Annotated in this window: 13 protein-coding genes; 7 read left to right on the top strand and 6 right to left on the bottom strand. The window is 60.4% G+C overall.

Annotated elements, in window-relative coordinates; genetic code table 11:
* Window positions 1-181: 181 nt before the first annotated feature.
* The 3 genes from ACN0X0_RS19855 to ACN0X0_RS19865 are packed head-to-tail and all read left to right on the top strand — an operon-like array spanning window position 182 to window position 4351.
* The gene (locus ACN0X0_RS19855) at window positions 182-1201 is read left to right on the top strand and encodes a glycosyltransferase family 2 protein (RefSeq protein ID WP_417280611.1); all 1020 of its coding nucleotides are present in this window, start codon (window positions 182-184) and stop codon (window positions 1199-1201) included.
* 1 nt (window position 1202) lies between these two features.
* The gene (locus tag ACN0X0_RS19860) at window positions 1203-3443 is read left to right on the top strand and encodes a glycosyltransferase family 2 protein (RefSeq protein ID WP_417280612.1); all 2241 of its coding nucleotides are present in this window, start codon (window positions 1203-1205) and stop codon (window positions 3441-3443) included.
* Window positions 3440-4351 carry a hypothetical protein gene (locus ACN0X0_RS19865; RefSeq protein WP_417280613.1) on the top strand — a complete coding sequence of 304 codons (912 nt, stop codon included), beginning with the start codon at window positions 3440-3442 and terminating at the stop codon, window positions 4349-4351. Before ACN0X0_RS19860 ends, ACN0X0_RS19865 begins: the two co-directional genes overlap by 4 nt.
* A gap of 13 nt (window positions 4352-4364) precedes the next feature.
* On the opposite strand, the gene rpe is transcribed toward ACN0X0_RS19865, so the two are convergent.
* Window positions 4365-5063, bottom strand: coding sequence for a ribulose-phosphate 3-epimerase (gene rpe, locus ACN0X0_RS19870; protein ID WP_417280614.1), 699 nt, complete (start codon window positions 5061-5063; stop codon window positions 4365-4367).
* A 244-nt stretch (window positions 5064-5307) separates the two neighbouring features.
* Here rpe and ACN0X0_RS19875 point away from each other — a divergent pair, with 244 nt between their 5' ends.
* From ACN0X0_RS19875 to ACN0X0_RS19885, 3 genes are all read left to right on the top strand, one after another.
* Window positions 5308-6135, top strand: a complete 828-nt coding sequence (locus ACN0X0_RS19875; RefSeq protein ID WP_417280615.1) for a helix-turn-helix domain-containing protein — start codon at window positions 5308-5310, stop codon at window positions 6133-6135.
* Between the two features lie 71 nt (window positions 6136-6206).
* The gene (gene deoC / locus ACN0X0_RS19880; RefSeq protein WP_417280616.1) at window positions 6207-7220 is read left to right on the top strand and encodes a deoxyribose-phosphate aldolase; all 1014 of its coding nucleotides are present in this window, start codon (window positions 6207-6209) and stop codon (window positions 7218-7220) included.
* Window positions 7221-7266: 46 nt separating this feature from the next.
* Window positions 7267-9597 carry an aldehyde dehydrogenase family protein gene (locus tag ACN0X0_RS19885; RefSeq protein ID WP_417280617.1) on the top strand — a complete coding sequence of 777 codons (2331 nt, stop codon included), beginning with the start codon at window positions 7267-7269 and terminating at the stop codon, window positions 9595-9597.
* Between the two features lie 37 nt (window positions 9598-9634).
* On the opposite strand, the gene ACN0X0_RS19890 is transcribed toward ACN0X0_RS19885, so the two are convergent.
* The 4 genes from ACN0X0_RS19890 to ACN0X0_RS19905 all read right to left on the bottom strand — a co-directional run bounded on the left by ACN0X0_RS19890 (window position 9635) and on the right by ACN0X0_RS19905 (window position 11567).
* On the bottom strand, window positions 9635-10162 hold the full coding sequence (locus tag ACN0X0_RS19890) for a methyltransferase family protein (protein ID WP_417280618.1): 528 nt from the start codon (window positions 10160-10162) through the stop codon (window positions 9635-9637).
* On the bottom strand, window positions 10159-10791 hold the full coding sequence (locus ACN0X0_RS19895; RefSeq protein WP_417264162.1) for a DUF1523 family protein: 633 nt from the start codon (window positions 10789-10791) through the stop codon (window positions 10159-10161). The genes ACN0X0_RS19890 and ACN0X0_RS19895 overlap by 4 nt, the downstream gene beginning before the upstream one ends.
* Before the next feature lie 10 nt (window positions 10792-10801).
* Window positions 10802-11068 (bottom strand): hypothetical protein, encoded by a 267-nt coding sequence (locus ACN0X0_RS19900; protein WP_417280619.1) that lies wholly within the window; start codon window positions 11066-11068, stop codon window positions 10802-10804.
* A gap of 85 nt (window positions 11069-11153) precedes the next feature.
* A complete protein-coding gene (locus ACN0X0_RS19905; RefSeq protein WP_417280620.1) occupies window positions 11154-11567 on the bottom strand; it encodes a hypothetical protein in 414 nt (137 codons plus the stop codon).
* 152 nt (window positions 11568-11719) lie between these two features.
* Here ACN0X0_RS19905 and ACN0X0_RS19910 point away from each other — a divergent pair, with 152 nt between their 5' ends.
* Window positions 11720-12283, top strand: coding sequence for a hypothetical protein (locus ACN0X0_RS19910; RefSeq protein WP_417280621.1), 564 nt, complete (start codon window positions 11720-11722; stop codon window positions 12281-12283).
* Between the two features lie 68 nt (window positions 12284-12351).
* Here the strand turns inward: ACN0X0_RS19910 and ACN0X0_RS19915 are convergent, their stop codons facing one another.
* A complete protein-coding gene (locus tag ACN0X0_RS19915) occupies window positions 12352-13608 on the bottom strand; it encodes a PLP-dependent aminotransferase family protein (protein ID WP_417280622.1) in 1257 nt (418 codons plus the stop codon).
* Window positions 13609-13863 lie beyond the last annotated feature (255 nt).

Raw genomic sequence — 13863 nt, forward strand, 5'->3', positions numbered from 1 at the left:
CTCTATCTCTTACTCTCAGCCTGACGCCTGCCATTCTGGCCCGGATCGTTACCCGACCCGCAACCAAAAGGCCATGAGAGACGGCGCGGCAAACTTGACTCATACTGGGCCATGTGAGACCCCTTTTGCAACGAAATCAAGCGCGAAGGCCGCTTGAGACGCGTATGAGGACAGGTTGGGTTTGAACACACTCGCGATCACATGCATCCGCGACGAGGGGCCTTGGCTTCTGGATTGGATCGCCCATCACAAGGCGGCTGGGTTTACGCAGGTCCTCATCGCCTCGCACGATTGTTCGGATGGCACGGACCGGTTGCTCGACGCGCTCGACGCTGCGGGGGTGGTCACCCACCTGCCTTTCGTGCCCGAAGGCGACAAGGCGGTGCAATGGCAGGCGATGAAAAAGCTGTCCAAGCACCCGCTCTACAAAGAGGCCGATCTGGCGCTGTTTTTCGATGTCGATGAATATCTCGTGCTCGAAGTGCCTCTGGCGGAGCTTTTGCCCGAGGACGCCGACGCCATGCCGCTCAGATGGCATCTCTTTGGCAACAGTGGGCTTGGCACATGGGACGAACGTCCGGTGACGGAGCGGTTCACCATGGCGGCGCCTGACGACGTCTCTCTGCCGCTTGCGCATTTCTTCAAAACCCTGCACCGGCCGAAAGCCTTCAAAGGTCTCGGCGTCCATCGTCCGAAAGGCAAAGAGGCGCGCTGGCTCACTGCCGCAGGCCGCCCGATGGCGCCGGATTTCGCCGCGCAGCAATCACGGATCAATCTCTTTGGCCTGACCTCCAAAGGCGAACAGGCTTGGATCAATCACTATTCCACGCGCTCCATCGAGGAATTCCTCCTCAAATCCCAGCGCGGCCTTCCCAATCATATGGAAAAACCTGTGGGTGCGGGCTATTGGGCGGAGCGGAATTTTAACACCCTTGAGGATACCCGGATCGCGCCGATGCGAGAGGCCACCGCAATAGCCCGTGCCGCGCTGACGGAGTTCGACGATCTGCATGCGGAGACGGTGGCCTATCACCGCGCGGCGCTCAAACGCCTGACATTGCGGCGCGATGTGGTCGAATTGATGTGGCAACTGACGCTCATGGGAAGCTCGGTCGCCCCCGGCCCGACCCAATTGGCGGCGCATCTGGCGCGGCTCAAGGCGCTGAAGACTGAAGACAGAACCGAGGACAGACAGGCCTGATATGGCACAGTTTGACAGACATCACATCCGATCGCGCGATCTGGGTCCGGCGGTGCTTTTGGCCGCCGTTCAGACAGGGAACGCAGGCGCGCATCTGTTTTTCACCAAAGGCTCCGAGGTCAGCCCCATCGTGGCCGAGAAGCTCTTGGACGGGGCCGAAGTGCGCAGCGTGGGCGATGCGCCGTGGCTCACTGGGCGCATTCCCGAAGGCGGCATTCAGGCGTTTTTCAACAGCGAATTGCTGGACATCCCCGCCGAGGCCCCAAGACCCGCGCTGATGGCCGGGCGCAATGTGGCGCTGGCCACGCGCAATGGCGAGACGGCTCAGACGGTGTTGGACTGGCTGGGCTATCACGTCAAACATCAGGGCCTGACAGGCGCGGTCATTCTGGATCGTGCGGCCCCCGGCACGGATGAGGCATTTGCCAAAGCGCTGGAAAGCGGCCTGAAAAATTTCGACGATCTCACCGTGCTTCTGGTCGATTGCGATGTGCCATTGGGGCAATCCGACAGCGCGCCTGAGCACCATCCCTTTGTCACCCCCGGCGCGCCGGGCAAGGACCGGATGGAGGTGCCGAACCCCGACCCGTGGACCGCGCCTTTGGGCGATGTGTTGATCTATGAGATGCTCAGGCTTCTCTTCCTGCCCGAGGCGCGCGCGGTGGCGAATATCGAGGTCTATGACCTCGTCCCCCGTGATCCGCGCGGCACGATGTTCGATCTGGCACAGACCGCGAAGGGCGGCGTGGTGCAACTCGTCGGCCAGCAATGTTACCCTTGGCGGGTGCGCGACGACGATCCCGTGCGCTTTGCCGATCACATTTGCATTCAGTTCGACGCCAAGAAACGCCGGGGCCGTTGGTGCGCCGCGATGGCTGCCCTCGACGATCAGGCCGTGTTCAGACTGGTGCGGATCGGCGGGGTAGACCCGGAGGTCGCCTATCCGTTTTACCGCTTTATGGCACTCCGCCACCGCGCGGCCCCAGGATCAAAAATGAGCGTGTCGAAAATCGTGCCCAAGGCCTCGCTGATCGAACACGCGCCGCTGATCAAAATGTCCGAGGCAGAATGGGATCACAAACCGATCCTCATGCCGCATGAAGAGGTGGAACAACCGCCCAAGGGCGACAATTCGGTGGCCATCGTGACTTGCATGAAAAACGAGGGGCCCTTCATCCTCGAATGGCTGGCCTATCACCGCGCGATCGGGATTGAGGGCTTTCTGGTCTACACCAACGATTGCACCGACGGCACCGACACCTTCCTCGATCTCTTGCAAGAGAAAGGCTACGTCCAGCACCGCGACAACAAGTTCCACGGCACCGGATTGAAGCCACAGCACCACGCGTTGCAGCAGGCCGAAAAAGAACCCGTCGTCATGGAAAGCGACTGGGCGATTTCCATGGACGTGGACGAGTTCATCGATATCAAGGTGGGCGATGGCACGATGACCGCGCTCTTCGATGTGGTGCCGGACGCGAATCTGATTTCCTGCACCTGGCGGCTCTTTGGCAACAACGATGTGCATGAGTACGAAGACCGGTTTTTGATCGAGCAGTTCTTCCGCTGCGCGCCCGAATTTGCCAACAAACCGCATCAGGCCTGGGGGTTTAAAACGCTCTTTAAAAACGTCGGGTTGTTCAAAAAACTCGGCGTGCACCGTCCGAAAGGCCTCAAGCCGCAGATCTGGGACAAGATCCGTTGGTACAACGGCTCCGCCAAACGCATGCCGGAGGGCGAATATCGCAACGCCTGGCGCTCGAACGCGTCGACCTATGGCTATGACGTGGTGCAGCTCAATCACTACGCCGTGCGCTCCGCCGAGAGTTTCCTCGTGAAACGCGACCGGGGTCGGGTGAACCACGTGGACCGCGATCAAGGCCTCGCCTATTGGTTCCGCATGAACAACAATTTCGAAGAAGAGCGCTCGATCCAGCGGATGATCCCGAAACTCCAGGCGGAGTTTGATCGGCTGTTGGCCGACGCCGACATTCGCGTCCTGCATGAGGCCTGTGTGAAGGCCCACAAGGATAAGATCGCGGAGCTGCGCGCAACCGAAAACTACAGCAATTTCTATACTGAGCTGACCGGCCCCCGGATGGAAAAACTCAGCCGCATGCACCGCCATTTTGGCGCCAATGTGTTTCTCACCGGCCCGGAATGCGTGCCCGATGAGGTGTTGGAGCGGGACGGCGAGGAGAAATTCTTTTTCACCGTGGACCGCGGGGAGACAGCACATTGAGCGACGCCAAAGAGATCGAAAAACCGCGTGTCACGCTCCATATAGGGGTGCATTTCACCGCCGACGGCTACCTGCAACGCTCCGTCTCCGCGAACCGGGCGCGGCTTAAGGCGCATGGCGTCCATGTCCCCGCCAAACGCCACACATGGGGCGTAATTTCCAAGATGCTCGAGGGCCTTGATGGCCTGCCGCCGATTGTCGAGGAAGAGGACGAGGTGCGCCGTGCGCTCTTGGGCAACTCCGGGGCGCAGCATCTGTTTCTGGCCGATGACCGCTGGGCGGCGCCGCTGCGGGATGCGGTGGATGGCGAAACGCTTTATCCCGGCATAGGCGCGCGGGTTGCGGCGGTGGCCGAGCTGTTTTCCGCCTCGGAGTTGCAGATCAGCATGGCGCTGATCAATCCGGCAATTTTCATGAGCAACAGCTTTGCCTCGGGCACCGCGCCGCGTCTGCTGAGCACCTTTGTCGATCAGGTCGCCCCTTCGAGCCTGCGCTGGCGCGACACGGTTGACGCCTTGCGCAAAGCGGTGCCCAATGTGCCGCTTCTGATCTGGGCCGAAGAGGACGCGCCGCTGATCTGGCCGACCGTCATGCAGCGCCTGTTTCACCTGCCGCCAGAGGTGCCGGTGTCCGGTCGCATCCTGCCGCTGAAACCTTTGCTGGTGGAGGAAGGCTTCGAGCGGCTGAAAACCTATCTGATCAGCCATCCGCCGGAAACGACCGCTCAATATGAGAAGGTCATTCTGGCGTTCATGGACAAATACGGACGCGAAGAGGCTCTGGCGCCACGTTGCGATATCCCCGGATGGGACGCGGAGGCCATCGACGTGCTGACCGCGCATTACGAAGAAGACCTCGACGCGCTGGCACAGGAAGAGGGCATCACCCTCCTCCAGCCTGTCACATAGACGTCTCGCTCGCTTAACGCGCCGCCTCGGCCGCGGCGCGAATGGTGCGGATGTTGTCGCCGTAGGGGATCGGGTTCACGACCGAGCCGCCTTTGAACACCGCAGAGCCCGCGACCAGCGCATCTGCGCCGGCGGCCGCCACCAGAGGCGCCGTGCTGGGGTCCACACCGCCGTCGATCTCGATATGGATCGGGCGGTCGCCGATCATCTCGCGCAGCTGTTTGATTTTCTCGATCTGGGAATGGATGAATTTCTGGCCGCCAAAGCCGGGGTTCACGGTCATCACACAGATCAGATCGACCATATCCAACAGATACTCGACGCTTTCCGCCGGTGTGCCGGGGTTCAAAGCCACGCCCGCTTTCGCGCCATTGGCGCGGATCGCCTGCATGGTGCGGTGAATATGCGGGCCCGCCTCAACATGCGCGGTGATGATGTCGGCGCCCGCGTCCGCGAAGGCCTCGATATAGGGATCGACCGGGGCGATCATCAGGTGCACGTCCATCACCGTCTTGATATGCGGGCGGATCGCCTTGCACATCGCCGGGCCAAAGGTCAGGTTCGGCACGAAATGCCCGTCCATGACATCGACGTGAATCCAGTCGGCACCCTGGGCTTCGACGGCTTCGATCTCCTGGCCGAAATTCGCGAAATCGGCGGCAAGGATGGACGGGGCGATCTTGATCGAGCGCTCAAAGCTCTGGCTGGACATGGTGGCGATTCCTCAAACTGGCAGTCTTCGCGCTGCATCTACCCCGTTTACCCGCCCCTGTCACCTTTCCTCTGTTTCGGCACGGATGAGCCGGTCTCAGGGCCTGTGACAGGCAACTTCTTGCCTGCCTTGCTCGCGAATGCAGCAAAACCTCCCACCGTCCTGATTTCCTGTTCAAAAATAAAGGAAAGGAAACGAATCATATGCAAACATGTGCTAGCTTTACGTCATGGATATAACCCAATTGCTGCAGTCAGACATTTTGAGCCAAGGAGAACAGTTTCACTTCTCCCGCTCCGTCCTGTCGCGTGCGCGCCCCAAGGCGCTGCACGATCAGGATTATTATGAGCTGTTCTGGTTGCACAACGGGCGCGCGCGGCTGGTCACCGAGACCTCGCAGGTGAAGTTGACCGAGGGCGATCTGGTGTTCCTCCCGCCGGGGTATCCCCATGCGCTACAAGGCGTCGGCGACGAGAGCCATATCGTCAACATCATCCTCAAGCGCAAACGGATCAGGGAGTTGACCGACCGCTTCCCTGAACTGGCGCCCTATTTTCCGGCTCCCGGGTCGCTTCCCGTGCAAATCCACCGCGACATGCGCCATTTGTCGCGACTGTCCACCGCAGCCAAGGCGCTTGAAGCCGCGCCGCGCAGCTCGCTTTATCTCGAGGCCTTTCTCTTGCCGCTGGTGGCCGAACTGTTGTCAGAGGCCCGCGATGAAAACGCCGCCATGCCCACATGGCTGAGCGACGCCTTGATCCGGGCCGAAGATCCGTCGGTGTTCCGCGAAGGCGCTTCGGGGCTTGTGGCGCAATGCGGCAAGGCCCATGCCCATGTCGCCCGCACCATGCAAATGCATCTGCACCAAACGCCCTCGGATTACATCAACACGCTGCGCATGGAGTTCGCCGCGCGTCAGCTCAAGGGCACGCCGGATTCTCTGTCGGAAATCGCCGATGAGATCGGCATTCACAACATGAGCCATTTTCACCGCCTGTTCCGCGCGCGGTTCGGCATGACGCCACGTCAGTACCGCGTGAAACATCAAAAGGGCGTGGTGCAGCCCGTTTGACCAAATGGTCAATGATTGCCAAATCCCTCGGACCATGCGAGCTTGCGCATAAGTTGAAACGGAGCTTGCAGATGAGCACACCCGATAGCACCGCAGAGGCCACAAACCTCGCGACAAGTACCGCACAATTGCCACAGGTGCATGAACCGCGCAATCCCGGCATGGAGCTGGATTTGGACGTCGTGGAACGCCAGCGCGTCAACACCTCCGCTGTCGAACGGCGCTGTGCCACGCTGCCCGGGCGGCGGTCGGTGAAGAAAGATCACCAAGCCGCGTGGCTGTTGAAAGCGATCACGATGATCGACCTGACCACTTTGGCGGGCGATGACACGGCGGGGCGCGTGCGGCGCCTCTGCGCCAAAGGCGCCCATCCGGTGCGCGCCGACATCCTGGACGCTCTGGGCATGCCCGCGATCACCACCGGCGCGGTCTGTGTCTATCACGATATGGTCGAAACGGCGGTCGAGGCGCTGGACGGCACGGGCATTCCGGTCGCCGCCGTCTCGACGGGCTTTCCGGCGGGTCTCTCGCCTTATCATCTGCGCGTCAAAGAGATCGAGGAAAGCGTCAAGGCGGGTGCAAAAGAGATCGACATCGTGATCTCTCGGCGTCACGTCCTGACCGGCAATTGGCAGGCGCTTTACGATGAGATGCGCGAATTCCGCGCGACATGTGGCGAGGCGCATGTGAAGGCCATTTTGGCGACCGGCGAGCTGGGATCGCTACGCAATGTAGCCAAGGCTTCGCAGGTTTGCATGATGGCAGGCGCGGATTTCATCAAGACCTCCACCGGCAAAGAAAGCGTCAACGCCACCCTGCCCGTTTCTTTGGTGATGATCCGGGCCCTGCGTGATTACTACGCCCGCACCGGCTACCGCATCGGCTACAAACCGGCAGGCGGAATTTCCAAGGCGAAGGATGCTTTGGTCTACCTGTCTCTGATCAAAGAAGAGTTGGGCGATCATTGGCTGTCGCCTCATCTGTTCCGCTTTGGCGCCTCGTCTTTGTTGGGCGACATTGAACGTCAGTTGGAACACCATGTGACCGGGCAGTATTCGGCCTCTTGGCGTCACGCCATCGGATGAGGTCGGACATGAGTATTTTTGCCAAGAAAAAGCAGGGGCGCGGGCAATGAGCGTAAAAGAGATTTTCGACACGATGGACTATGGCACAGCGCCCGAAAGCGCGGCGGAGGCGCTCGCGTGGCTGGTGGATGGCGGCGATCGTTTTGGCCTGTTCATCGGCGGCAAGATGACGGAGCCGCGCGCGGTGTTCGAGGCGAAGAACCCAGCGACGGGCGAGGTTCTGGCGCATCTGACGCAGGCGACGGAGGCCGATGTCGATGCCGCCGTGACCGCCGCCCGCAAGGCGCAAAGCAAATGGGCGAAGGACAGCAAAGCGCGCGCCAAGGTGCTTTATGCGCTGGCGCGATTGGTCCAGAAACACGCGCGTTTGTTTGCCGTGTTGGAGACCTTGGACAACGGCAAGCCGATCCGCGAGAGCCGCGACATCGACGTCGCTCTGGTGGCGCGGCATTTCTATTATCATGCGGGCATGGCGCAGCTCATGGACGAAGAACTGCCGGGGCGTGAGGCGCTTGGCGTTTGCGGCCAGATTATCCCGTGGAACTTCCCGCTTTTGATGCTGGCGTGGAAGGTCGCGCCAGCGATTGCGATGGGCAACACGGTGGTGTTGAAACCGGCGGAATATACCTCGCTGACTGCGCTCTTGTTTGCGCAGATTTGCCAAGAGGCCGGTGTGCCAAAGGGCGTCGTCAACATCGTGACCGGCGACGGCGCGGTGGGCGAGATGATCGTGACGCATCCCGGCGTGGACAAGATCGCCTTTACCGGATCGACCAAAGTGGGCCGCCGCATTCGCGAGGCAACGGCCGGGTCTGGCAAATCTCTGACGCTCGAATTGGGCGGCAAATCGCCCTACATCGTCTTTGAAGATGCCGACATCGACAGCGCCATCGAAGGCTTGGTCGATGCGATTTTCTTCAACCAGGGGCAGGTCTGCTGCGCCGGATCTCGTTTGCTCGTTCAGGAAGGCATCGCGGAGGATTTCCACGCGCGGCTTGTGGCGCGCATGGGCAATCTGCGCATCGGCAATCCGTTGGACAAGAGCATTGATGTGGGGGCTATCGTGGACCCCGTGCAGTTGCAGCGGATCGAAAACCTTATTGCCAAAGGCGGCTCCGAGGGCACCGTGCATCAACCCGTGAAAGCGCCAGAGGGCTGTTTCTATCCGCCAACTTTGGTGTCGGGGCTGGAGCCCTCTTCGCTGTTGATGCAGGAAGAAATCTTTGGCCCGGTTCTGGTCTCCACAACCTTCCGCACGCCCGCCGAGGCGGTGCAGGTCGCGAACAACACGCGCTATGGGCTGGCGGCGTCGGTCTGGACCGAGAACGTCAATCTGGCGCTCGATATTGCGCCGAAACTGGTCGCGGGAGTGGTCTGGGTCAACGGGTCGAACATGTTTGATGCGGCGGCCGGATTTGGCGGCGTGCGCGAGAGCGGCTTTGGCCGCGAGGGCGGTTGGGAAGGGCTGATGGCCTATACCAAACCTGCGGGCAAAACCTCGCCCGTGAAGCCCGCAAAGGCGCATGTCAAACCCGATGACGTTGAGGTTCTGGGGCTGGATCGCACCGCGAAGCTCTATATTGGCGGCAAACAGGCGCGGCCCGACGGCGGCTATTCTCAGGCGATCTACTCCCCGAAAGGTAAGCTCTTGGGTCATAGCTCGATTGCCAGCCGCAAGGACATTCGCAACGCTGTCGAGGCCGCGCAGGGTGCCAAAGGTTGGGCCAAAGCGACCGCCCACAACCGCGCGCAGGTGCTTTATTTCGTGGGCGAAAACCTCTCCGCCCGCGCGGGTGAATTTGCCACCCGCATTCGCGATCTGACGGGTACGACCGAGACGAAGGCGCAGGCCGAAGTGGCGGAGGCGATTGACACGCTCTTCACCTATGCCGCTTGGTGCGACAAGCTCGACGGCGCCGCGAAACCCGTGCCGATGCGGGGCGTCGCTTTGGCAATGAACGAACCCGTCGGCGTGATCGGTGCGTTTTGTGACGACCGGCCTCTTGCCGGTCTGATCGAGGTGATCGCGCCCGCCATCGCCATGGGCAACCGGGTGATCGCCGTGGCCTCTGAGGCCTATCCTTTGGCCGCCACGGATTTCTATCAAGTGCTCGATACTTCTGACGTGCCCGCGGGTGTGGTCAACATCCTGACCGGACCGCACGTGGAGCTGGCGAAAACCATGGCCGGGCATATGGATGTGGAAGCTGTGTGGAGTTTCTCCTCCGCCGAGATTTCCGCTGTGATCGAGCGCGAGAGCGCTGGAAACCTGAAACGAACCTGGGTCAACAATGGGCTAAGCCGGGCATATCCGGCGCGGGACTGGTTGGCGCAGGCGACCGAGATCAAGACGATCTGGGTGCCTTACGGCGAATAAGGAAAGGGGCCGCTTGGCCCCTTTTTCACATCCGCTTTTAGATCCGCCAGATCCAGCGCGGCGTTGTCTCCGCGTAGCGTCGCCAATCGGCATTCTGACCCAGAACGACCTCTTCGGAACGCACCTGCATCACCGCAGACGCCGTCATGATCACGGCGGCCACGGCCATCGGCAGACCCACAAGCGGCGTCAAAAACCAACTGAGCGCGATTTGCCCGACAAAGACCGGATTGCGCGACAGGCGAAACGGCCCGCCGGTGACGATCTCGCCGATCGCGCCCTCCTTGGTGCCGATCCGCCAAGAGCGGCCCATGTAGGCCTGCGCATAGAGCGCGAAAGCGGCAGAGACAGCCGCAGGCACGATCCAGATCGGCGCGCCGCCTGCCCGTGTCACCACGGGCCAGAGCACAAGGATGGCGAACGCGATGCGAAAGCCCCAGGCCGCTCCGGCCTGACCCGCGTCAAACAGCCAAAGCTTTTGCCCGCCGCGCCGCGCCAGTGCCGCCGTCAGCGCCAGAAATCCGGCGACGTAGCCCGCACTGACCAGCCATGCCAAAATACTCATCGACGGAACCACCCTTTGACCTTATCGACCGCGCTGTCCTTTTTCTCGTCGGCCAATTCGAGCACGTCTTCGACATCATCGACCAGCGGCTCAATGGTGCGTTGGCGGAACTGTTGCCACATGCGGTAAAGGGTCACGATGAGAAGGAACAGCACCGTCAGGATGATGATATTGGCCCAAGGAATAATGGTCACATCCGGCCCCGCGACCGGTTTGATCCCCATCGCATTGGGGAAGATCGACAAAAGCTCCGAGCGCCAACCATAGTGGGTGACGGAGACCCATTCCGGGTTTGCTCTGGTCGAGATCGAGTCATTTGCCTCGGTGTAGAGGTTCGCCGTGTCGAATTTGAAATAGGGCGGCCAGCCCCAGCCGGTGTCTTCGTTGCGGTAGACGATGGACTTGCCGTTCGGGCGTACGGCCTGAATGAACTGTACATCGCGGCTTTGCTGATTGGCGGTGCCATTGCCCGCCTCCTGCCAGAACATCGTGGTCCAGCCGGAAATGTCCTGACGCTCCTCATAGGTGTTCACGATCCGCACGATGTCATGCTGCGGCAAGGTGTAATGCGCAAACCCTCCGACAATCAGAACGATCAGGGCGATCAGGGTCCATTTCACATAGCGCATTGGTGGTGCCTCACAGAAAATTCGTCACATAAAAGATCGCGCCAAAGACGATCAGCGGCAGGATATAAACCAAGAGCAAAAGCTTTGGGCGGAAAGAACGCTCATAGGCTTTGATCCCCTCCTCCACATAAGCGTCCCGCTCGCCAATGGAACCCTCTTTTTCCCAATCGTCTTCAAGACGTTCGCGGGTGAGCGAGCGGACATAAATGGTCAGGAGCCCGTAGAACAGGGTCATGACGACAAAGCCGATGATCAGAAACCGCAAAAAGCCCAGCATAGATCTTCCCTGTCACGCCGGGGTCGTCCGGCCGTCATCCTCAACTTAGCTGCACTGCCGCGAGAGCGCGAGGAATTTGATGGGGTTATGTGTCTTGGTCCGGAAAGTCATGGCGCATGGCCTCGTCGGATTTGATCTGTTCAACGCGGCACGCGAGGCTGAGCCAAGCCAGCCCCAAAAGAGGTAACAAGATCAGGCTCGCCAAAGCCGCGCGGCGGGCCAGAAAGCCGAACATCTGTCCCGGCGCATCTCGCATCGTCTGGATGACCGGCACGCCGTCGACCTCATAGAGAAAGGCGAACAAAGCCCCGCCCAGCACAAAGAGCCCCAAAGCGCTCAAAAGAACCGAGACGAACAGACGCTTTTGCGAGCGGGTGCCACGCGGGGTCAGCGCCAAAGGCAAGGCCAGCGCCGCAACGCCGATCAATCCCACCGGCACCGCAACGCCGATCAATCCCACCGGCACCGCAATGCCGCTTATCACCCCCATGTCGATCATGCTTTTCGCCTCCCGACATGAGCCTTGGCGCATGCCGCAAAATCACTCTTTCAAATGCGTCGCATCAGAGATGAGGTCCAATCCTCATTCTTCCCCTTGTGACAGAGGCCGGGCGCGTTCTCTATGATCTTGTCATCATCGGAGGGGACCCCATGACACTCAAATCACTTTTTCTCGGCACCGGCTTTGGCCTGCTCATGGCGACAGGCGCCATGGCGGATGACGTCACCGACACGCTGCAAAGCGCGCTCAAAGCCTATGAAGACGGCGACGTCACCTATGCGCTCGAAGAGTTGGATTACGCCAAACAATTGATGCAAGAGATGAAAACCGGCGAATTGGCGGCCTTCCTGCCCGCAGCGCCAGAGGGCTGGACCGCAACGGAAGACAGCGACACTGTGGCCGGTTTTGCCATGATGGGCGGCGGCACGGCGGCGGCGCAAAGCTATACCAACGAATCTGGCGAGGAATTCACCATTTCCATCGTTGTCGACAGCCCGATGATTGCCATGATGGGCGGCATGATTTCCAACGCTGGCGCCATGGGTATGAAAACCGTGCGCGTGGGGCGCGAGAAATTCCTCGAAAATGAGGGTGATCTCACCGCATTGGTCGAGGGCCGCGTGCTGGTGCAGGCCTCGGGCGAGCCGCGCGATGTGGTCTTGCCGCTTTTGGAGAGCATCGACTACCGCGCATTGGGCCGCTTCGGCTACTAAATGTCCTGAGACAAAGACATAAAAAGAGGGGCCGTCACGCCCCTCTTTTTCATTCCATTGAAAGCTATTCACAGCTGCGCGCGGATGACATCCCCCAGACGCGCAATGCCCTCTTCGATCTTCGCCGCCGCTGACATCGAGAAGTTAAGGCGTAGCGTGTTGCGGTTCGAGCCATCGGCATAGAACGCCCCACCCGGCACAAAAGCCACATTGGCTTTGAGCGCCTCTTTCAAAAGCTCCGCCCCATCCATGCCACGCGGCAGGGTTACCCAGACGAACATGCCGCCATCGGGTTTCGTCCATTCGACGCCTTCGGGCATATAACGTTCGAGCGCGGCCAACATCGCGTCCAGCCGCACGCCGTAGACCTCGCGCAGCTTGGCGACGTGATCCTCAAACACACCGTTCGCCACTTCGCTCACCGCGATCTGGTTGATCGTCGCGGTCTGAAGATCGGCGGCCTGTTTGGTCAGCACCATCTGGCTGATCACCGGCTTCGCGGCCACGGCCCAGCCGACGCGCAGCCCCGGCGCCAAGGTTTTCGAGAAAGACCCGAGGTAGATCGTTCGACAGGCCTCAATGTCGCCTTTCTCTTCGATCTCAAGCGCCAAGATCGGTTTGATCGCTTCGCCCCGGTAGCGCAGCTCCTGATAGGCCGCATCCTCGATCACCGCGCAGCCTAGCGCCTCGGCGCGCGACAGCACCGTACGGCGCTGATCTTCGGTCAGGGTCACACCGGTCGGGTTGGCAAAATCCGTGGACAGATACGCGAATTTGACCTCGCCACCTGTGGCTTTGGCGTCGGCCATGACGTCCTCGGTGGGCCGATTTGTCTGCGGATCGATCCGGTCGTAACGCGGCTCATAGGCGTTGAACGCCCCGAGCGCGCCCATATAGGTCGGCCAGGTCACAAGCGCGGTATCATTCGCGTTGAGGAAAATTTTGCCCAGATAATCCAAGGCCTGCTGAGACCCCGCCGTGATCAGGATGTTGTCGCGGGTACAGGTCACACCGTGGCGCGCCATATAGCCGACAATCCAATCGCGCAGCGGCGTGTAGCCCTCGGACGTGGAATATTGCAGCGCGACCGCTGCCGCCTGTTCGCTCAGCGCCTTGGTCATCGCCTCGGCGAAGGCTTCGCGCGGGAAATAGGCCGGGTCGGGAATGCCGCCCGCAAAGGAAATAATGTTCGGCTGATCGAGAAGTTTAAGAAGCTCGCGAATCTCAGACGCCCGCATCCGCCCGGTGCGGCTGGCAAAAAGCTCGGTCAAACGGGCGTTTGTTTTCTCTAAAGTGCTCTCGGCGAGGTTCTCTGGCAGACTCATCTTATTCTCCATTCAGCGCCCCGATGTCACACATTTGACAAGGGAAATCCACCAAAAGCAGTTGCAACATTTTAAATGTGATTACCCAGGAAAACCTTGGTCCCTCTCAATAGAAAAAATGCCGCGGGAGTTTCCTCCTGCGGCATTTTTCCGTTCGCCCTAAGCGCTTGTCTCAGAACGAACTGGACCACCCTTTAAAGCGTGTCTCAAAAATCGAGGGGACTGTTTTTGAGAGACGAAGCACATTTCTGTGCG

It is taken from the genome of Celeribacter sp. (assembly GCF_048270365.1).
Lineage (GTDB): Bacteria > Pseudomonadota > Alphaproteobacteria > Rhodobacterales > Rhodobacteraceae > Celeribacter.